Source organism: Mycoplasmatota bacterium (assembly GCA_018394295.1).
Lineage (GTDB): Bacteria > Bacillota_I > Bacilli_A > Haloplasmatales > Haloplasmataceae > JAENYC01.
On the sequence record CP074573.1, the window covers coordinates 1,079,069 to 1,101,043 of the forward strand.

Sequence of the window (21,975 nt, forward strand, 5' to 3'; positions counted from 1 at the left end):
TATAATGCCCAAAATAATTATTGTAACATTTATTATACTATATGTTTTTTATCCATTGACTTGGTTAAATCTTCTTATATCAATACTAATCTCAATTGGAATTGTTTTTGTGTATCAAGTATTAGAAATTACACTTCGTGGTAAATATTATATGTATTTAATTAATAAAGGTAAAGCTGTAGCAAACGAAAAAATTTACAAAACGATGCATTTATATGGTAAACTAGTTAACATTATATTAAGAATGAATGTAACTGTTTATAATTATGAACGATTTGACCCAAATAAAGCTTATTTAATTACACCTAATCATCAGAGTAATATTGATGCTACAATCATGGCAGAAACTTTTAAAGACCCAATTAGTTTTGTAGCGAAAATAGCCCTTTCTAGAATCATTGTTGTAAGAGATTGGATGAAATTATCAGGGTGTTTCTTTTTAGATAAAAATGATATGCGGAGTCAAATCAAAGTAATGAAACAAGTAGAAGGTAAGTTAAATCAGAGGAATAGTTTCGTTATTTTCCCAGAAGGTAAACGCTCATTCACACCAGAGATGAATGAATTTAAATCAGGGACATTTAAAATGGCAACTAAAACGAAGGCGGATATTTTACCTGTAACTATTAATCATGCTCACAAACTAAAAAACAACTACCCATGGCGTAAAACAGAAATTCAAGTTTATATTCATGATGCTATTTCTTATGAAACCTATCAAGATATGAGTACACAAGAAATTGCTACAATGGTTCAAAAGATTGTTGCATCTAAGATTGATTGTGACTAAATTAAAGATAGAAGTAGAAACAATGAATTAAAAATTTAAGTTATTAAGGCTCAAAATGAATTTGAGCTTTTTTTAATGAAAATGATTATTACCTAGGCAATGAGTTTAGTAAATAATTTCTGAAAAGTTCATTTAAGGAAGATTTATATGCACCTTAAAAATATTTGTGTCATAAAATAGATAATGGTTAAACTTTCATCATATTCATGATTTATATATCATAAATTATAATGATAAATAATAAATAGGAGATGAATAGAATGAAATATACAATACCATATGACGATAAGATAACTTTACCTCATATTAAAAAAATTGATAGTATTGGTATTAATGCAGATAACCTATACTATGATGCTAGAGAATTAACAGGTGAAGTTATCATAACAGGAGATTATTTACTAGATAATAGTAATGATGTCATGGAATTTAAGCATGATATTCCTGTATCTTTTTTAATTGATGATGAGTCAATTTCACCACAAATTAATATTTCTAATTTCAAATATGAATTAATTCCTGGAAGAGGGATTGAAGTTGTGTTTGATTTAGATGTAATTTTAACAGAAGAATTAGAGGAAGAAGAAGAGATTGTTCCTAGAATGAATAATGAAGAAAATGATAATCAAGATCTATTAAAAGAACAATCAGATGAAGAAGCAATTAAAGAATTTCAAGAAAAAATTGATGAGAATCTAGATACAGTACTTCAAAAGAGAAATAAAAAGAAAAAAAAGCAAAGTAAAAAAGAAGAACCGATTAAAGAGGAAGTAACCGAAAGAGAAGAAGATGATAAAGAAATTAAACTAGAAGAAGATACATTAGTTAAGGACGTGACAGAAGATATGGTAAAAGAAGAAGAACATGTAAATAGAGAAGAAGATGTGGAAGAGGAATCTGTAATTCAGGAAGAAGAACCAGCAACTCAAGCAGATGAAGAATCAGTAATTCATACAGAAGAAGAGGATGAAACTACTATCGTTCAGGAAGAAGACCCAATAAATAGGGAAGAAGATGTGGAAGAAGCAAAAGATGTTCACAAGGAAGAGGAAGAAGTTAAACAAGTAGTACAGGAAGAAACGCCTGAGGAGGAAATTTTTCAAACTAATTTACAAGCAACTGTAGCTTCTTTTGATACTGGCTTTATACCTAGAGATAATGATAAGTATACCACTTATAAAATTTTATTAGTTGAAAAAAATGAAACCATAGATGATTTATTGGATTCAAGAAATTTATCAAAATCATTAATCTGTAAAGAATATCAATTCGATGACCAAAAAATTGTATTAAAATTAGAAGATGAAAAATTATAGTCAAGCTCTCATTAATCATATAGAGAGTAATTATAATCTTAAAATTATACAAATCAGCCCAATTAATGAAGTATTAAAGATTAAGACTAACCAAAATCATGTTTATGTATTAAAAAAAGTAAAAAAAAGAGAAATTATCCAGGTTTATTACTTCTTATTATCTCAGAAGTTCACTCATTTTGTTATGCCTGAAAAAACAGTCTATAATCAAATATTTACCAGTTTTGAAAATCAACTGTATTATATGATTCCTTATTTTGATGATATCGATTATCCAATTGACAAGAAATTAATTGATTATATAGATTTATTGAATAAATTACACAAATCTACAACGATTCGGAAACATTTTAATCGACCACAATTTAATAAATTATTTAAAAAAAAGTTAAAACGATTAGATAAGCAGTTTCAACTTTTAGATTTATATATTATTGAATGTGAAAATAAAAAGTATAAATCCATATTTGATTGGACTTATTTAGTGAAGTATAATGAAATAATGTATATAAAAAACATCTTATTAAAACTTCAATCACAGATTGAAAACTTAGTAGATGATATAGATAATTATGATTATTGTATTATTCACAATAATCCATCAATTGATCATTTTATAGTAACAAATGAAAAAAATTATTTAATTAGTTTTGATCATAGTACAATTGGTTTTAAGGTACATGATTATATCAAATTATTTATTGATTATAGTGAATATGAAGTTGATTGGATGACCTTAATTATTAATGATAAAATAACAAATTTTGAGTTTAATTATTTCATTTTTAATGTCCTTTATTATATTGTAAAGAATATAGAAATCACTTTTTTAAGTAATAATAAAAATTTAGAGTCAATTAATACATTGATTCATAATTTATTTGTTTGTGCTAAAGCGATTGAATTGTATCAAAAATATGAATCAGTAAATTCTTCTTCCGAAGAGCAAGAATAAACAGACAATAATAATATGAATAATAAATAAAATAAAATTAATATAAGTAAAACAAAATAACATTAATAGAAATTGATAACAACTTAAAACTATACAATAATTTATAAGACAACATCTCCTACGAAACATAATAGAATAACCCCTTTCAATAAGTATCTGTTATTATTTTATGATTGATGAATAAAAAAGGTCTGATAAAAGAATAATAAATATTGTATTTTATCTAAAAATTGTGTATAATATAACACATAAATGAAACAACTGTGACCAGGAGGAGTAAAAATAAGAACTCTAACTAGAGAAGAACTGGTTGGTGAAAAGTTCTAGAGTACTATTTTGAAGGTAGCCTGTTGAGTTGGTATTATGAAATAAGAGTAGTAATATCCGTTAACCGCGTTAAGGTATGTAAGTTGGAATTATTGATTAATTCAAATAGGATGGTACCGCGATTTAAGTCGTTCCTTTATGGAACGATTTTTTTTATTTTATTTCAAGAAATAAAAGGCATTTTGCCATTCTAATATGCTTACCAATTGTTATGTTATTAAAATTATCATTTTATTAAATGAAAGGAGATTAAAGAATGAGTAAGAAAGACCTGGCTAAAAAATATAATCACCAAGAAGTTGAAAAAGGGAAATATCAATATTGGATTGATAATGGCTTTTTTAAAGCTGATGTTAAATCAAACAGACCGCAATATACGATTGTGATACCCCCACCTAATGTAACAGGTAAACTTCATTTAGGACATGCTTGGAATACTACCATTCAAGATATCATTATTAGACGAAAAAGAATGCAGGGTTATGATGCGTTATGGTTACCAGGAATGGATCATGCAGGAATTGCGACACAAGCTAAAATTGATGCTAAACTAGCTGAACAAAATATATCTCGTTATGACTTAGGAAGAGAGAAGTTTTTAGAAGCGGCTTGGGAATGGAAAAAAGAATACGCTGATTTTATTCGTGAACAGTGGTCAACTGTTGGGTTATCTTTAGATTATTCTCGTGAGCGTTTCACTTTAGATGAAGGCTTAAATCAAGCGGTTAATAAAGTATTTGTTGATTTATACAATAAAGGGTTAATCTATCGTGGTGAACGTATCATAAATTGGGATGTTCAGGCGAAAACAGCATTATCAAATATTGAAGTTGAACATAAAGAAGTAGAAGGAGCTTTTTATTACTTTAAATATATGCTTGAGGATGGTAGTGGTTATTTAGAGGTAGCAACAACAAGACCAGAAACGATGTTTGGTGATGTAGCCGTTGCTGTTCATCCTAAAGATGACCGTTACAAGCATTTAGTTGGTAAAAAAGTACTAGTACCAGGGAATAAATTACCTGTTCCAATTATTTTTGATGAATATGTTGATAGAGAATTCGGTACAGGAGCGGTTAAAATTACACCAGCCCATGATCCAAATGACTTTGAAGTTGGTAATCGTCATAATCTATCTCGTCCAATATGTATCAATACTGATGGAACAATGAATGAATTAGCTGGTAAATATGAAGGGTTGGAACGTTTTCAATGCCGTAAGCAATTAGTAAGTGACCTACAAGCTGAAAATCTTGTGGTAAAAATAGAAAAACATCTTCACTCAGTTGGACATAGTGAAAGAACTGGAGTAATTGTTGAACCTTATTTATCAAAACAATGGTTTGTTAAGATGAGACCTCTAGCTGATCGTGTATTAGATATTCAACAAGATGAAGATAAAAAAGTCAACTTCTTCCCTGAACGCTTTGAAAAAACTCTAAACCAATGGATGGAAAATGCATATGACTGGTGTATTTCACGTCAACTTTGGTGGGGTCATAGAATCCCTGCTTATTATCATAAAGAAACAGGAGAAGTATTAGTATCAGAAAAACCACCAAAAGACATAGAAAATTACATTCAAGATGAAGATGTATTAGATACTTGGTTTTCTTCTGCATTATGGCCATTTTCAACTTTAGGATGGCCGGATACAAGCCGTGAAGATTACAAAAAATTCTTCCCAAATGATGTTTTAGTAACGGCTTATGATATTATCTTCTTTTGGGTTGCAAGAATGATTTTTCAGTCATTAGAGTTAACGGATACAAGACCATTTAAAACCGTATTGATTCATGGATTAATTAGGGATAGTGAAGGTCGAAAAATGAGTAAATCATTAGGAAATGGTGTTGACCCAATGGATGTTATCGATAAATATGGATGCGATAGCTTACGTTATTTCTTAACAACAAATTCAGCACCAGGACAGGATTTACGCTTTGTAGAAGAAAAAATTGAAGCTTCATGGAACTTTATTAATAAAATCTGGAATGCATCTCGTTATGTTTTAATGAATCTAGAAAATACAAGTGATGATCAAATAGAAATTGAAAAAAGTGAATTAAATGTAGCAGATAAATGGATTTTAACCCGCTTAAATGAAACAATAAAAATAATTGATCAAAATTATGAAAAATTTGAATTTGGTGAGGTTAGTCGTCATTTAAATAAATTTGTCTGGGAAGACTATTGTGATTGGTATATTGAAATGTCTAAATTAACCTTATATGGTGATGATGAAAAAGCTAAACAAACAACAAGAGCTGTCTTAACGACTGTATTAGAAGCAATCTTAAAATTACTTCATCCATTCATGCCATTTGTGACAGAAGAAATTTATCAATCAATACCGCATAGTAGCCAGTCAATCACGATAAGTGCTTGGCTAACGGTAAACAAAAGTTATCAATTTGATGAAGAGGTTACCATTATGAACTCTATTCAAGAGATTATTAAATCTGTTCGTAATATGAGAAGTGAGGTAAATACACCTTTATCAAAACCAATTGACATGATGCTTAAAACAACAAATAAAGACTTTGAAGACAAATTAATTCAAAATCAAGCATATATTAATAAATTCTGTAATACATCTAAGTTAACCATCGCTAGTGATTTTAATATTACTGAAAAAGTGATGACATCAGTCATCACAAATGGTGAAATATTAGTCCCATTAAAAGGATTAATTGATATTGAAGGAGAAATTGAACGTCTTAAAAATGAACTAGTTAAATTAGAAAATGAAGTTAGTCGTTGTGAAAAGATGTTAATGAATCCTAATTTTGTAAATAAAGCACCTAAACATAAGGTAGATAGCGAAAAAGAGAAATTAGTTGATTATAAAACAAAATATCAAATGGTTAAAGAACGACTTAAAGAACTATAAAAAGGAAAAGAGAGTATCAAATGATACTCTCTTTGAAAAGTTTTAATTCCTAAAGGAGAATAGCGATGTGGTTTATATATATTAGTTTATGTATAGGTATTGGAATTGGTGCATTAAATCTAGTTCCAAAAAAAATAATTAAATACAATGACCATTTATCAACAATTAGTGTTTTTTCTTTATTATTTGTGATGGGAATTAGTATTGGATCCAACAAAAAAGTGATTAATGATTTATATAGGATTGGATTATCAGGGTTATTATATGCTTTCTTATCTGTTTTATTTAGTATGCTGGTTGTTTATATATTAACAGGTATACTATTTAGGGGGGAAAAGAAATGAAAATGACACTTTATATTTTTATCACTGTATTTTTAGGGATAATCATCAGTTATTTCTTTTTACCCTCAAATTATATAAAAGATATCGATTTATTAATTGATATTATATTAATCATTACTCTATTTTTTATTGGAATTGGTATTGGACAAAACAAACACATATTTAAAGAATTGAAAAAAGCAGGTATGAAAGTACTAGTATTACCCATTGGAACAATTATAGGAAGTTTAATCGGAGGGGCTTTAGCTGGTTATATTTTACAACGTACCCTTACATTAAGTTTAGCCATTGCATCAGGTTTTGGTTGGTATAGTATTTCTGCCGGATTATTGGAGAACTCTGCAGGATTAGAAGTCGCTACAATTGGTTTCTTATCGAATGTTATTAGAGAAATGATGGCTTTTCTTCTTATTCCATTTATCGCTAAAAAACTATCGCCTTATGTTGCTATTAGTGTAGGTGGTGCAACATCAATGGATACAACTCTACCACTTGTTTCTCGGTCTGCAAGCGAAGAATTTGTGCTCATTTCTTTTATTCATGGTTTCTTATTAAGTTTATTAGTCCCAGTTCTAGTGCAATTTTTCGCTAATATATAAAGTTTGATGAGTATAGTATTTTTTTATGGTAATAAAAATGAAATGAGAAGTTTTTTTTAACTTCTCATTTCATTTTATCTATTTTTTTAATTATTTCTTTTACATTAAATATTGGATCAGTACATTGATAATCTTCACAAATATAAGCAGCGATTTCTTCTGTAAATTTATTATATTCAGTGAATATACTCATATTATCTAAAGTTTCTTTATATAAAATCACATTTGTTGTGAATGGAAGAAATTTTTGATTAAAAATATCGAGTACTTTTTTTAATGCCTTACTGTTTTCATCAGTCACTAAGACAATTTTTCTCTTATTTGCTTTATGAAACATATAAGCAGTTAAGAAGTAATTATAGGCATTTGGGGATTCATTGACTTTTGATGCGAAATATTTGATTTGTTGACGTGCAATTAAATCTAGTCCAGTATCATCTGTTATCTCTGTTAATTTAAATAAATTCATTGTGACAACACTATTTCCTGAAGGAATGGCACCATCATAAATATTTTTCATTTTCATAATGAGTTCTTCACTATCTTTACCTGTTTGATAAAAGCCAGCATTTAGACTATCTTCAAACAAATCAATCATTCGTACATTATAATCCATCGCCAGTTTAATATATTTACATTTTCCTGTAGCTAAAAATAGTTCGTTCAATGCCCAAATAAAATAAGCATAATCATCTAAATAACCAAGAAACTTAGCTTCACCATTTCGATAACGGGCTAATATTCTTCTTTGTTTTGTGATTAAATTTTTTAATATAAATTCTAAGGCAGTTTCAGCATGTTGAATGTATTCCTCATTATTAAGTATTTTACCAGCAATTGTTAAAGCACTAATCATCATAGAATTTATTGATGTCAGTATTTTATCATCAATATGTGGATGAATTCTTTTTTCTCGTTTTTTATAAAGTTTGATACGAATGTTTTCAACTTTTTTTGAATCTATCTTATTTAATTCATCATCATCATGATGAATTAAATTTAGTATATTTTTACCTTCAAAATTACCATTGTCAGTAATATTAAAATATTGACATATAAAATCAGCTTCAGTTTTTGAAAGGGTATCATATATCTCATCTTTAGTCCATACATAGAATTTTCCTTCAACACCTTCTGAATCTGCATCTATTGCTGTATAAAATGCACCATCATCACTTCTCATATCGCTTAATACAAAAGAAATGATTTTTTCAACAATTTCTTTATATACCTCTTTATGGGTTAGTTGATAGGCTTCTGTATAGACAATGATTAATAAGGAATTATCATAAAGCATCTTTTCAAAATGTGGAACTAACCATTTTTTATCTACTGAGTATCTTGAAAAACCAAAGCCTATATGATCAAAAATACCACCTTTATACATTTGGATTAGTGTTTTTTCTACCATATCAATCGCTTTTTGATTATTTTGATAAACACCATACCGTAATAAATATAATAGATTATGGGGTGATGGAAATTTTGGTTGAGTTCCAAAACCACCATAGACATTATCAAATGACATTTCCAACGTATTAAATGACCTTTCAAGGATGTTTTTATCTAATACACTAGGTTGGAAATCTTCCATAGATTCTCTTATAATTCGGGTTATCTTCTCGGCTGAATCTAAAATCTCACTCTTATTATCATTCCATTGACTAACAACTGTATTTAATAATTCCATAAGACCAACCCGGTGTTGCATTGATCTTTTAGGGAAATAGGTACCAGCGTAAAATGGTTTCATATCAGGTGTCATTAAGATTGTTAATGGCCAGCCACCACTTCCAGTGAGCCCTTGACATACTTCCATATAAATATGGTCAATATCAGGACGTTCTTCACGATCAACTTTAATTGAAATAAAGTGTTCATTTAATATATTTGCGACTTCTTCATCTTCAAAAGATTCGCCTTCCATAACATGACACCAATGGCAGGTACTGTAACCAATAGAAAGAAAGATAGGTTTTCCTTCATCTCTTGCTTTTTTAAAGGCTTCTTCATTCCATGGATACCAATTTACAGGATTATGTGCATGTTGAAGTAAGTAAGGAGATTTTTCGTTCATTAACTGATTTGTATAGGTTGTTTCGTTCATATCGTCAACTTCCTTTATTGTAATATCATTCACTTTTTATTTTACCCTTATAGTACGAATATATAAAATGTTTTGCTTAAATCTATTTTAATCTAAAATAATAATGGTAATATTCAGTAAGTTATGATAAGATAATATAAAAATATAGGAGATAATCAGGATGATGATGAGGAGATAGTAATTAATTATCAATTAAATCATATGAATACGATTATGTGAAGAGGATTTTAGAATGGAGTATAGACATTGTGATAAAGAAAATTTCGAGGATTTTTCGTGTGGTAGAGTAATATATCATAGGACAGGAATGCCTAACTTTCCTGTTAGATTATCACAAGAAATATATTGTCGATGTTTAAACTATTTAGATAATAAAAATAACATAAGCCTTTACGATCCTTGTTGTGGTGGTGGTTATTTACTAACCGTATTGGGTTTTCTTAATATGAATTCTATTACGCAAATTTATGGTTCGGATATTAGTTTTGGCGCAGTAGAATTAGCAAATAGTAATTTATCCTTACTATCTGAAAAAGGGATTGAAAAAAGAATTAATCAACTAAATAATTTATATGATAATTATAAAAAGGAATCACATAAAGAAGCAATTAAAAGTTCAAAAAGGATTTTGAATTTAATTAAAAAATATCCAAATAAACCTACTACTAATATTTTTCAACTTGATATACTTTCTAATTCTTTTTTTAAAAATGAACCTTTTAAAACTGATATAGTAATAACTGATGTTCCGTATGGTAACTTGGTAACATGGCAAGGTAAAAATGTAGACTTTATTAATACAATGCTAAATAATATAATTCCAATCTTAAAGCCAAACTCCATTGTTGCAATTTGTTCAGATAAGAAACAAAAGATTACATCTAACAAATTTAAGCGTTTGGAAAAACAATTTATTGGAAAACGAAAATTTGAAATTTTAGCTTTAAGCGAAGTTTAATATAGGTTAGACACTTGTGTAATCTGTGATGGGTAAGTTATTATACTGTAAGTGCTTCTATAGGTTTGATACCATCATTATTAGACTGGTTCAGAAAGTTTAAAAATATTTATAATAAAATGGTTTGAAAAAGTAGTATTATATATATAAGTTAGATAATTTAAGGTGGTGTATTTATGCCATTAAAAAAATTATATTTGGATACTTCAATTATCAGTCATTTAGACGCTCTGGATGCACAAGATAAAATGAGAGATACAAAAAAACTTTGGGAATATTTTATTGATAGTAATTATGAAATATTTTTGTCAAATGTAATATTTGATGAAATAATGGAATGTGCTGACCCTAACAAAACGCTTATGTTAAATCAAATTAAAAAGATTAAGTATTCATTAATCAATGAAAATGAGCAAAGTAAGTTGTTGGTTAAAGAATATTTAAAATGCGGTGTATTAACAGAAAAAAATATTGATGATTTACGTCATGTATCTCTCGCAGTAATTTTTAATTGCGATTATATTTTAAGTTGGAACTTTAAACATTTAGTTAACATTAGAACTATAGATAAAATAAAAGGTATAAATAAACTACTTGGATATAAGGATATTAACATTATTCCTCCTACTATGTTAATTGAGGAAGATGATATTGTTTATGATGCTAATATCGAATATATACACCAAATTCGTTATAATCATTATGAAGAAACAAAACATATGTCACTACAAGAAATAATAGAACAATCAAATGAACGTGCAAAAAAAATAATTGAGGAATTAGATAAAATAAAAAACGACTAAATTAAAATCACTTAATTGTCGTTTTTTCATTTTATACATATTTAACACTGATTAAAAATGGTAACATACCTGTTTGCTGGATTATGTACATATTGAAGTATGTAAGATGATTACCCATCAAGTACCTTAGAAAAGAAATATATAAACCAATATGCTTAAAGGAAAAAAGCATCAATTTCTGGATGCTACTATTTATTTTTGATTTCAACTTTTTCAAAAATATCTTGAAATACAGAGTCTCCATATTTCTGATATATTTTATTTGCATATTCATAACAAAAATTATCATCTCGTTTTGAAATAACAAGAATGTTCATTATTTTTGAATCCATTACCAAAGAGTAAACAACTCTAATTCCAATACCTTTATATTTAATTTTAAAAAATCCTGTTAAATTATTCTCACCTTTATTACCTAAAGGTTTTCCATAACCCACATCAGGAAGAGGATTTGAACTCACCTTTTGAATACCAGCTAATATTTGAAGTTGTATACTTCTTTCAAATTTAAACAAATTTTTTTTGCTTCTTTTGAAAATCTTTTTTCCCACATTATTCAATATCCACAGAATCTATGAGTTCATTGATTTCATCTTCGTTAATAACAAGTTCATCTAAAATTGATTTAAAAGATAATGTATTGTTAGAATTCATTTTCTTGTTAACTTTTTCAGCTACTTTTGAAAGTCTATATTCCTCAATCGACTCAAGTAATAATTCCATTTTATTGGCTTTAGTTATAATTTTCTCATACTCTTCAACAGATAATAACACTGCAGCTGGTTGATTATTTTTCAATATCACGTATTCGTGATTGGTCTTTTTAAGATCATCAAATATTTTAGCAGTTTTTCCTTTACTAAAATCTGAAATGGGTATTAATCTTTTCATAAATTCACTTAAATTTTTATTGCTCATAAGGTTTCCTACTTTCACTTTATCCCTCCATACATATTATTCGATATATATATTATTATACACTTATTTTATGTATTTTTAAATAAATTTACATAAAAATATTTTGGTAAATTTATATAATTAAATATCCACCGAATAAGAGTCCGGTGGATATTTATTAGTACTACTTGAAATTATATTAAATATAATCTGTTTTTAAATGAATACTTACTATATTCTATTTTTGTACTGCAACATCTAAAATTCAACAATAAGTACTTCATATTCTTCAATTTTGTTAAATCCAACTTTCTCTGCTACTTTTACTGATGGTAAATTTCTTATCCAACTATCCCAATGAGGAATTAAGTTTCTTTTAGCACATTCTTTAACAAAATTTGCGGCAACGGCTGTTCCAACACCTTTTTTTTGCTCTTCTTCAATAGTCTCAATACCAATACCACAATAATTTTCACTAATAAATTCAGCTGTACACCATGATATTAATTTATTACCATTTACAGCACAATATCCAAATCCATTTTTGATAAACCCATCAATAGCTCCCCACATTCCTTTTATCTCTTCTTTTAAGAATTTAAGATTTTCTAAGTTACTGTCGTTAAGTAATTCTTGTGTAATAGGTTTAATTTCACATGAATGATTTTCTGGAAATTTATTATTAATATTTTCTATATCATATCTATATAAAACCCTTTTACCATGATGCACTGTTAAGTCATTAAATGTTTCTAACATAATATTTTTCCATATATCTGATGTATAAGAAACTAGAATACAGTCGTCGTACTCTTTTTTTAAATTTTCAGTTAATATATTTTCTTTTATGTAACTAATACACTTCTTATATTCTTCGTAAGTAGCTGATTCTCCACCAACGTATAATACAAAGTTGCCTCCATCAAAAATAACATATAACTCAGGATTATCTAAGTTATTTATGTATATTCCTCCTGGTGTATTTCCTTCAATAATTGATTCAAAAACAAATTTCTTACTATTTGAACTAAACACTTTCTTTACTTTTTCAAAATTACTATCTAATATATACATGATTTTCCCCCTTGATTTAATAACACAATGGTGTGATTATTATCTGTCTTAATTGTATTATACACTATTTGATAGTTATAAAATAGGCAGAGAATAGTTATAATTGTTTTTTCCTTAATTATGATTACTAAATCAGTGATGAAGTATTTCTATATCAAAAAATAATTATGAATATCTATAAAAAATATGTGACTTGAATATGGATTTATGTCATCAACCTAGATACATAACGATTTACTTTATTAACATATATTTTCTTATCTGTAATTCTATTTTATTAGGAATAATATATCCTATATTACCATGAATTCTATTACAGTCATACCGTCCTTGTATATAATCAAAACATCCTAATTGATCCTCTTCATTTTCTTAAGAGGAAGAAAAGTGATAATTCGTAGACAAAAATTAAGTGATGGTTAAATGGAGAAATTTATACGTGGTTGGTTTTCTTAACTCAGTAATTACTGTAATCATACCAAATGAAATAAGGAGATTTAATATGCTATTATGTGATCAAATAATATTAATTAACCTTTATAAGAAAACTTTGGTTGAGTTTAGTTATAATTTCAAAAAAATCGTTTTATATTTACATAATATTAAATGTAAGTTATAATTATATAAAACTATATCTAAAAGTAGGGGATTCTATGAATAAAAAAATAAATATTTTTGTCTTAGATGGTGTGGTACTAATATTTTTATTATCTAACGTATATTTAGGGTGGAGGCTAGTGAATTACTATCGTGTTGTAAATGATCCACATCGTTACGATAACTGTGTTAAAAGTGCAGATTTGACTAATGAGAATGAAACGCTATTGCCTGTACAATGTAAAATGAAGACTGGTTATATAAATACTGAGGGAAAAGTTGTTATTAATATGAAATGGGATCATGGACTCATGTTTAATGAAACAAATTTAGCAATAGTTAATATATCTGATAAATGGGGATTGATTGATAAGTGGGGAGTAGAAAAAGTTCAATTAGAATACGAAGGAATTACATATATGGGGTACAATAAATATTTATTTGAAGATAAAAATAAAAGTTATCTTGCGACTTATAAAGAAAATGAATTTACATTACTTGAATTGCCTCCCTATAGTTATTGTGGGGATTATTCTGAAAACGAAAACTTAGCTTATTGTTACAGAGAAAATGGAATTGATTATATCGACTTAAATGGTACAATTGTTTCAAGTTTTGATAATATAAACGAAAATCGCACATTTCCATTTGACTACTATAAAGGGTACGCCATAATAGACCATGATGATAAATATATAGTAATTGATCGTAATGGTGAATTTGTAACAGAATTTGATGAAATCTATAAATTAAATATTAGGTTACATTTTGAAAATTCTGAAGCCATTCCATATAAAGAACAAGGCATGTGGGGATTATTTAAATATGATGGTACGATACTGACAGAACCTATTTTTAAGGATATTAAGGGATTCGGAAATAGTCACTTAGCACCATTTACTAAAGATGATGTTAACTGGGGATATATAGATGATACAGGAAAGGTTATATTTGAACCTCAATATTCTAGTGCATCTATGTTTGATAATGGATATGCTGCTGTAAGTAATCAAAATAAAAAATTTGGTCTTATCGATACTCAAGGTCAAGTTATTATACCATTTGAATATGACTATGTAAGAGTTATCGCATCGAAATTTATTATGTATGTAAAAGATTCAAAAACTTATACCTTAGATATAAATTCTAAAGAACTTATTAATATCATTAATAATAAAGACATTATCTATCAAGAGGTCAATGAGATGGGATTCTCAGTAATAGACAAAGATGTTAAGCCATGGTTGGAATATGGTACTTATAATTTGTTTTTACCTAATAAAGGTATATTAAGTACTGATTTCTATGTCGAACACTGGGGTTGGGTAGGGGAAACAAATGGAACAAAATATTACAAGGTTGAAATTCATGATGATAACAAACATATGATATATAAAACAATAATTGATGAAAATGGAAATATACTATGGAAACCATATAATAATTAATGTAATTTAACTAAATAATCAAAATAAAATTAACTGTGAATTAAATCTGTACACAGTTTTTTTTATGTTAATTAAAATTCTATAATTGTATACTTTCATTGATAGATATAAGTGATAGATAGAAAAGATGGGTTTCCCTTCATACCAGACTTTTTAAATGCTTTATCTCACCAAATCAATCAATCAATTGGATCATATTCATGTTGAAGTAAGTAAGGAGATTCCTTGATAATTAATTTATTGGTCACTTTTTTAAAAATAATACCTTTATAGTGGAAAAATATAAACTTATATCCGTTTAACATTTAAAAAGCACAGGAGGATTTAATGATTCTCTTGTGCTACTGTTCATATAGATTTATTCATTATTCAATACAAGTTCACGAATTTCATAATTACAATCATATTGACATTCAGCTTTAATACTCTGAGGTAAGGTATCACTTTCTAACATTAATTTTACAATACGTAATCTACAGTTAGAACAATCATTGTGATAATATAGATAAATTAAAATATCTTTAAATTGAGGTGATTTGTTGTTTTCAATTACAAACAAAACTTGATATGTTAAGCTATGAAAGTCATATTGATCATTCTTTTTTATTCGTTGATATTCCTGCTTAAGTGTTTTAAGGACTATATTATAATCATTGTCAAAGTTCAATTTAAGTAATGATAATGCATAAACACTGAATTTTCTTTTATCAATTAATTTTTGAGCTAACGAGTGTATTCGTTGATCTTTATTATTTTTGAGTGCATTCAAAGTAGTTTTAACTAATTTCATATTTTTACTATTGGTTAGTTTTAATAAAAAATCTATATTTAGAGGGTAGGGTGAAAATCTGAATAAATTTAATATAAGATCTTGCTTTTTTTCATCTCCTGTATTCTCAACTAATTTGGCAAACTTAATTAAATCTTCTTTCTTAACACGCCTACTGTAGTAAGCTAATTTAGCGAACTTATGAAACTCTTCTTTCTTAGAGTATCTACTATAGAAAATAAATGAACCATAATTAATCCTTTTATGTGTGAATTCATCTATTATATTCATAATTGATTGGAAGTCAGTTTTTATGATTTTACGGTTTTCAGCATTTATCTCATACTGGTTTTGTAATCGCTGACTAATATCAAAAAACTTTTTAATATTCTCGTTTTGCTTTGATGTAGTTAATAAAAATTTATGTACTGTTTCATTACCTAAAATATCCTTAGCTTCACATAGTTCTGTATCAATATAATCGATGTTATATTTAACCAACTTTTCTCCAATTTCATTTACAACAAACTCTAAACCTTTAATTCCATCTATATGTATAATACATTCAATGCAAGTTCTTAATATAGAATCATATGATGTATTATGCTCATGATTTTTAACAAGTTTCTGTAAATACGTTTTAAACATAACAAATATAGCTTCTCTTGCTATTAAGTTCCCATTTTTATAAAAGTGGGTAGACAATGTTAGTAATTGTCTGGTGCTCCAGTCTTTTTTATTTCTTGATTTTAACATTTTTTTTAAACATACATTTTCTAATTCGTATCGTTTGCCAGAAAGAGAAATAATATCATATAAATATTGAATACGATCTGGTTCAGATTGAGGATCGTGGCTAGTATCGTTACAACAAGCCCAAAGAATGATTTTAAAATACTTAGGTGCTATATCTGGATTCTTTTTTAATAATATAATTATGCTACCAAAACCCATTGCAATTTGCTTCTTAAATACCTTTTTATTCAATGAAAACCTCCATTTTATAACTATATATTAATTATAATACAAAAGAGAAAAAAAGCACAGGATTTATTTCAATAGGATTATGAAAAACATATTATCCATATTTACATATTATTAATAGTAGTTTATAATTATATTTAAATAATTTTATAAAGGTGAAGTTTGTGAATAAAGTTTCATTTGAAAGTTATTTTAAGAAAGAGTTTATAAGTGGAAGTGTTTTAAAGATTAATCTTGATATAATGGTTTTATTTTCTTTGAGATTAAGAGATGATGAAAAAATAATTGTTGATAGCAATGAATATGACTATGAAAAAACAACTGATGACAAATGAAGAATATATTAAAGGAATAGTAAGAACTAATCTTGAATTATTTTAGATAGTACTTGTTATTAAAATTAGACTTTTTATGATGGAGATAGGATACAAGTGACCACCGTTGTTATTTGATATTACTATATGAATTGTTGAGAGGTGTTATAATGGGTTTTGAGTTAGATAAATTAAACAAATTTTCATTAGAGTATGCTAATATGTTATTTCTAGAGTTTCCAATACTTAGAGATTTTTCAAAAGTTGATAACGATGACGGTGAATATTATTTCTACATAGAATACCCCTGTGCTGACAATAAAAATTATTTATATATTTCAACAGATGATGATGAAATCACTATAGGTTTTGGATTTTATCACGATCATTTTTATGATTTCATTGAATCAATTAACTTTATAAATGATATAATTAATGAAAAAATAGTGGTAGTAAAATGTGAACAAGATTCAAAATGGACAAAAAGTTATTGTGTTGATGTTAATAATTTGTCATCAGAGACTATTAATGTAGTTAAGTGTGATACAAAATATATTTTATCTTGGAAGGGAACTTATAATAAAATACTTAAGATAGATGACAAAAAGAATAAATAAACTGTTAATTCATTCCATTGATACTAGTTAACTAAGTAATTTGCATGTGAAGTAAGTTGGTGATTTCTCTTCAATTAATTAATTTGTAATACTTGGTTCGTCTTATCAACCTCATTTATTACAGTACCTTTATAGTGGGTAGATATAATGTTTTGTTATTTTTAGATCTAGTATTAATGTAGTAATTAAATAAAGTAAAAATGTATAATTAGTTAAAATTGATGGGAGGAATAATATGGGAAGTCCATGGAAACATGAAAAATTCACAAATATCTCACTAGAACATATTGATAGGAAGTTTGCTCCAAACACAACGCAACAAGTATCATTTTTGTTAGATAAAATGAAATTAAAAAGAGATGACAGAATACTTGATTTAGGTTGTGGAGCTGGTAGACACGCGATAGAGTTTTCAAAAAATGGTATTGATGTAACTGGTATTGATATATCTCCTACAATGATTCAAAACGCAATTATTCGTTCAAAAAAAGAGAATCTTAATATTAAGTACATTGAATGTGATTTAGCAAATTTATCTAAATTAAATTTTAAAAACAATTCATTTAATGGTGCAATTTGCTTATGTGAAGCAGGTATAGGTGTTATTGGAGGTTCTCAACAAGATTATAATTTCTTTTCTACTGTCTATAATCTCCTAAGTCCTAATTCATTATTTGTGATTAGTAGTTTTAATTCTATTCGTAGATATATTAAGTCAAAAGACACTAATCCAAGATTTGATTATATTAATAGTACGATGAATTGGGATGCTAATATTGATGGTGAAAATCTATCTGAAGAACAACGTCAATACACGCCTTCAGAAATAAAAATGCTTCTATTATTATGTGGCTTCAAAAACATTAAAATATTATCATGTGCTAATGGTATTTTTTCTGATTCTCCGATGGGGATAGAAGATATAGAAATGCTTGTACTAGCTGAGAAAGATAACACCTAAATATGGAGTGTGGATTTTAGACAGAGGGTCTAAAGAGATGAACTTAATACTTAAATAAGATAAGGTGGTACTATTTTGGGTAATCTAGTTGAAAGTAAAATTCATTATGATATGTTAATTGATGAGGGAATAGATTTTGTTAAAGATAGTAAAATATTAAAACATTATATGAAAAATTGGGATGGAGATCTATTTTATAATGCTTTAGAATTAAACTCAAATAAAAATGTTTTTGAAGTTGGTGTTGGAACAGGTAGAGTGGCATTAGAAGTGTTAAATAAAGGGGTAAAATCTTTTGTAGGTATAGATAATTCTGATAAATCTATTAAAAAAGCAAAAGAGAATTTAAAGCAGCATGAAAATTTGGTTTCTTTAAAAGTATGTGATATTAACGAATTACATATTGAAAATACATATGATGTAGTTTATAGTGTTTTAACATTTATTCATATTAAAGATAAAGAAAGAGCGTTAAGAAATATGGTAAATTCTCTAAAAAAAGGTGGTATTATTGTTATCTCTTTGACAAACAATCCATCAGATTATTTAGATTATTGTAGTAGAATTGTCAAATTGTATCCAGAAAATATAGAATTCTACTTGAAGATTCTAAATGAAATAGGATGCAATATTAAAATGATAAAAGAAACTGAAAACAAATTTGCTACTATTATAAAAGCTGTTAAAAATTAATAATACTAATAAACAAAAGAATAGAATTGAGGATAACAATACATTAATTATGAAAAAACTAAAAAATAAAGGAAACAATCGAAATTAAAGAATATAAAATGAATAAAAATATCCATTTATTATGATATCTACTATATTTATTACGTAAGCGTACAATATAGCACACATTTAATTTATGAAAATAATATGAGATAATCCTCTTAGCTAATATGTTAGGAGGATTTTAAAATGAATTATAATAAGTTAAGATCTGAATGGAAAGAAAGAATTGAAGAATATCAAAAAAGTGGATTATCAAAATCAAAATGGTGTAGGGAAAATGGGTATAAATTACATCAACTTCTATATTGGATTAAAAAGAATAATCAAAATGAAAAACAAGCACAAGAAATTAATTGGGTACCCATTCCTATTAATCATGAAATGGTTGAAATGAATGAAGAAAAATGTATTACGATTAAAATAGGAAAATGCAATATAAAGGTTGAACCAGGGTTCAATGGGAATCATTTAAAAGATGTGGTAAAGGTGTTATCAGAATTATGATTAAACTCAAGGATGTAAAAACAGTTTATTTCGCGACAGGATATACTGATTTAAGAAAATCAATTGATGGACTATCTCTTATTGTAAAAAAACAGTTTGATTTAGATCCATTTTCAAATAACTTATTTGTTTTCTGTAATAAAAGTAGACAAATTTTAAAAATTTTACATTGGGATTATAATGGTTTTTGGATATATAAAAAACGATTAGAAAGTGGTAAATTTAATTACCTAAAAGTGAACAGGAGATTACAAGTTCATCTTTAAAAGAATTTTATTGGTTTTTAGATGGTTATGAAATACGTAATGGAAAGGCCTTTAAAGAGGTTAAGCAAAGGGGGATTGTATAGTTCCCTTTTCTTTATATAATTAGACTTTTTTTTCATTTTATGGTAAAATAAAGTATCAAAAAAAGGTGAGAAAAGCAATGAAAAAAGTAGACTTAAATAAACTAACTAAAGAAGAATTAATTGAATATATCTCATCACAAGATTCTAAAATAGTAGAACTTCAAAATAAAGTGAAAAATTATGAAGAGTTCTTTAAATTATATCAACAAAAGCGTTTTGGATCTTCTAGCGAGAAAATTGATCCTAATCAACAAAGTCTAGAATTATTTAATGAAGCTGAAAAGGAATCAAATTTAAATCGCGAAGAACCTAAACTTGAAAAAATTACCTACACCAGAAATAAAAAAGGACGAAAAAAAGTACTGATTATTTAAAAACTCTTCCTGTTGAAGAAATACATTATTATCCTGAAGAAAAAGATTGTCCACAATGTGGTTTTCTACTTCATGAAATGAGTACTGAAGAAAGAACTGAAATTGTAGTTATTCCGCCTAAAGTAAAAATCAAGAAACATATCCGTCATATAGTATCCTGTCGATTATGTGAGAAAAGTGAAATTAGAACGCCTATAATAAAAGCTAATATGCCTTATCCTGCAATACCAGGAAGCTTAGCTTCATCATCTTTAATTGCGTATATAATGGATCAAAAATATACAAATGGGTTACCTCTTTACAGACAAGAGAAACAATTTGAAAGATTGGGAATATTTTTACCACGACAAAATCTTTCTAACTGGGTAATTAAAGGTGCTGCTTGGTTGGAAATCTTATATAATCGTATGCATAAATTATTACTTCAAAAAGATATCCTACATGCAGATGAGACAACTACCCAAGTATTGAAGGAAAACGGGAGAGAAGCAAAATCAAAGTCCTACATGTGGCTTTATCGAACAGGTTCAGAGGGGAAAGCAATTGTTTTATATGATTATCAGACGACAAGAGCAGGTAAACATCCCGAAGAGTTTCTTGAAGGATTTAAAGGATATCTTCAGGTGGATGCATATACTGGATATCATAATATTCCTAATGTAATACTTGTTGGGTGCTGGGCACATGCGAGGAGAGGATTTGCCGAAATAGTAAAAGCTCTATCGAGTGATGATGTGTCCATTGCGAAAGAGGGATTAACTTTCTGTAATCAGTTATACTCAATTGAGCATAAAATAATGGACTTAACACCTGAAGAAAAGTATGAAATAAGAAATAATGACAGTCGAGAGATTTTGGATGATTTTTTAGTATGGCTTAAAAATCAAGCAGAAGAAATTTTACCTAATTGTAAACTTGGTAAAGCTATTAAATATTGTCTCAATCAATGGGATAATCTTGGAAGATACCTACTTGATGGGAGATTAGAAATTGATAATAATAGAGCTGAAAGATCAATTAAACCTTTCGTGATTGGAAGAAAAACTGGTTATTCTCTAATACTCCTAAAGGAGCAAAATCAAGTGCCATCATATATAGTGTTATTGAAACCGCGAAGGAGAATAATATAAAACCAATTGAATATCTAACCTATTTATTTGATAGATTACCAAATGTAGATTTGAATGATGAACAAATTCTAGACACATTATTACCTTGGTCAGATGAACTCCCTGAAAATTGTAAATTGAACACATAAAA

General features: G+C 27.3%; 20 protein-coding genes, 1 pseudogene and 1 other annotated feature. Of the genes and pseudogenes, 16 read left to right on the forward strand and 5 right to left on the reverse strand.

All coding sequences use genetic code 11. The features are described 5' to 3' along the window. Nucleotides 1-4 precede the first annotated feature (4 nt). From KHQ81_04850 to KHQ81_04875, 6 genes are all read left to right on the forward strand, one after another. A complete protein-coding gene (locus KHQ81_04850) occupies nucleotides 5-790 on the forward strand; it encodes a 1-acyl-sn-glycerol-3-phosphate acyltransferase (GenBank protein QVK19038.1) in 786 nt (261 codons plus the stop codon). Nucleotides 791-1,050: 260 nt separating this feature from the next. Beyond that, nucleotides 1,051-2,106, forward strand: coding sequence for a hypothetical protein (locus KHQ81_04855; GenBank protein ID QVK19039.1), 1,056 nt, complete (start codon nucleotides 1,051-1,053; stop codon nucleotides 2,104-2,106). Further along, complete coding sequence (locus KHQ81_04860) at nucleotides 2,093-3,061, forward strand: hypothetical protein (protein QVK19040.1); 969 nt, start codon at nucleotides 2,093-2,095, stop codon at nucleotides 3,059-3,061. The genes KHQ81_04855 and KHQ81_04860 overlap by 14 nt, the downstream gene beginning before the upstream one ends. Nucleotides 3,062-3,315: 254 nt before the next feature. Then, nucleotides 3,316-3,527 (forward strand) — a binding site (T-box leader). A gap of 117 nt (nucleotides 3,528-3,644) precedes the next feature. Continuing rightward, nucleotides 3,645-6,281 carry a valine--tRNA ligase gene (locus KHQ81_04865; GenBank protein QVK19041.1) on the forward strand — a complete coding sequence of 879 codons (2,637 nt, stop codon included), beginning with the start codon at nucleotides 3,645-3,647 and terminating at the stop codon, nucleotides 6,279-6,281. Between the two features lie 65 nt (nucleotides 6,282-6,346). Then, entirely contained in the window at nucleotides 6,347-6,625 is a 279-nt protein-coding gene (locus tag KHQ81_04870) for a LysO family transporter (GenBank protein QVK19042.1), read from the forward strand. Nucleotides 6,626-6,627: 2 nt separating this feature from the next. Continuing rightward, a complete protein-coding gene (locus KHQ81_04875) occupies nucleotides 6,628-7,224 on the forward strand; it encodes a lysine exporter LysO family protein (GenBank protein QVK19554.1) in 597 nt (198 codons plus the stop codon). A 64-nt stretch (nucleotides 7,225-7,288) separates the two neighbouring features. Here KHQ81_04875 and KHQ81_04880 read toward each other — a convergent pair whose 3' ends face one another. Beyond that, a complete protein-coding gene (locus KHQ81_04880) occupies nucleotides 7,289-9,331 on the reverse strand; it encodes a thioredoxin domain-containing protein (GenBank protein ID QVK19043.1) in 2,043 nt (680 codons plus the stop codon). Between the two features lie 232 nt (nucleotides 9,332-9,563). On the opposite strand from KHQ81_04880, the gene KHQ81_04885 reads away from it, so the two are divergent. Together KHQ81_04885 and KHQ81_04890 are read left to right on the forward strand one after the other, a co-directional pair. Continuing rightward, nucleotides 9,564-10,289, forward strand: a complete 726-nt coding sequence (locus KHQ81_04885; GenBank protein QVK19044.1) for an N-6 DNA methylase — start codon at nucleotides 9,564-9,566, stop codon at nucleotides 10,287-10,289. A gap of 176 nt (nucleotides 10,290-10,465) precedes the next feature. Beyond that, entirely contained in the window at nucleotides 10,466-11,092 is a 627-nt protein-coding gene (locus KHQ81_04890) for a PIN domain nuclease (GenBank protein ID QVK19045.1), read from the forward strand. 188 nt (nucleotides 11,093-11,280) lie between these two features. Here KHQ81_04890 and KHQ81_04895 read toward each other — a convergent pair whose 3' ends face one another. The 3 genes from KHQ81_04895 to KHQ81_04905 form a co-directional block, all read right to left on the reverse strand. Beyond that, entirely contained in the window at nucleotides 11,281-11,643 is a 363-nt protein-coding gene (locus tag KHQ81_04895; protein QVK19046.1) for a type II toxin-antitoxin system RelE/ParE family toxin, read from the reverse strand. A 1-nt stretch (nucleotide 11,644) separates the two neighbouring features. After that, nucleotides 11,645-12,028, reverse strand: a complete 384-nt coding sequence (locus KHQ81_04900) for a type II toxin-antitoxin system Phd/YefM family antitoxin (protein QVK19047.1) — start codon at nucleotides 12,026-12,028, stop codon at nucleotides 11,645-11,647. 219 nt (nucleotides 12,029-12,247) lie between these two features. Further along, nucleotides 12,248-13,063, reverse strand: a complete 816-nt coding sequence (locus tag KHQ81_04905) for a GNAT family N-acetyltransferase (protein ID QVK19048.1) — start codon at nucleotides 13,061-13,063, stop codon at nucleotides 12,248-12,250. Nucleotides 13,064-13,716: 653 nt separating this feature from the next. Between KHQ81_04905 and KHQ81_04910 the strand changes: the two genes are divergently transcribed. After that, on the forward strand, nucleotides 13,717-15,108 hold the full coding sequence (locus KHQ81_04910; protein QVK19049.1) for a WG repeat-containing protein: 1,392 nt from the start codon (nucleotides 13,717-13,719) through the stop codon (nucleotides 15,106-15,108). 358 nt (nucleotides 15,109-15,466) lie between these two features. Here KHQ81_04910 and KHQ81_04915 read toward each other — a convergent pair whose 3' ends face one another. Then, nucleotides 15,467-16,864, reverse strand: coding sequence for a hypothetical protein (locus tag KHQ81_04915; GenBank protein QVK19050.1), 1,398 nt, complete (start codon nucleotides 16,862-16,864; stop codon nucleotides 15,467-15,469). Nucleotides 16,865-17,025: 161 nt separating this feature from the next. On the opposite strand from KHQ81_04915, the gene KHQ81_04920 reads away from it, so the two are divergent. The 7 genes and pseudogenes from KHQ81_04920 (at nucleotide 17,026) to KHQ81_04950 (ending at nucleotide 21,973) form a co-directional block, all read left to right on the forward strand. Then, nucleotides 17,026-17,196 (forward strand): hypothetical protein, encoded by a 171-nt coding sequence (locus KHQ81_04920; GenBank protein ID QVK19051.1) that lies wholly within the window; start codon nucleotides 17,026-17,028, stop codon nucleotides 17,194-17,196. 149 nt (nucleotides 17,197-17,345) lie between these two features. Next, complete coding sequence (locus tag KHQ81_04925) at nucleotides 17,346-17,792, forward strand: hypothetical protein (GenBank protein QVK19052.1); 447 nt, start codon at nucleotides 17,346-17,348, stop codon at nucleotides 17,790-17,792. 235 nt (nucleotides 17,793-18,027) lie between these two features. Continuing rightward, nucleotides 18,028-18,753, forward strand: coding sequence for a methyltransferase domain-containing protein (locus KHQ81_04930; GenBank protein ID QVK19053.1), 726 nt, complete (start codon nucleotides 18,028-18,030; stop codon nucleotides 18,751-18,753). Nucleotides 18,754-18,828: 75 nt separating this feature from the next. Further along, complete coding sequence (locus KHQ81_04935; protein QVK19054.1) at nucleotides 18,829-19,446, forward strand: class I SAM-dependent methyltransferase; 618 nt, start codon at nucleotides 18,829-18,831, stop codon at nucleotides 19,444-19,446. 228 nt (nucleotides 19,447-19,674) lie between these two features. Next, entirely contained in the window at nucleotides 19,675-19,992 is a 318-nt protein-coding gene (locus KHQ81_04940) for an IS66 family insertion sequence element accessory protein TnpB (protein QVK19055.1), read from the forward strand. Then, the gene (tnpB, locus tag KHQ81_04945; protein QVK19056.1) at nucleotides 19,989-20,258 is read left to right on the forward strand and encodes an IS66 family insertion sequence element accessory protein TnpB; all 270 of its coding nucleotides are present in this window, start codon (nucleotides 19,989-19,991) and stop codon (nucleotides 20,256-20,258) included. Before KHQ81_04940 ends, tnpB begins: the two co-directional genes overlap by 4 nt. Before the next feature lie 160 nt (nucleotides 20,259-20,418). Further along, nucleotides 20,419-21,973, forward strand: a pseudogene (locus KHQ81_04950) (IS66 family transposase). Nucleotides 21,974-21,975: the final 2 nt, after the last annotated feature.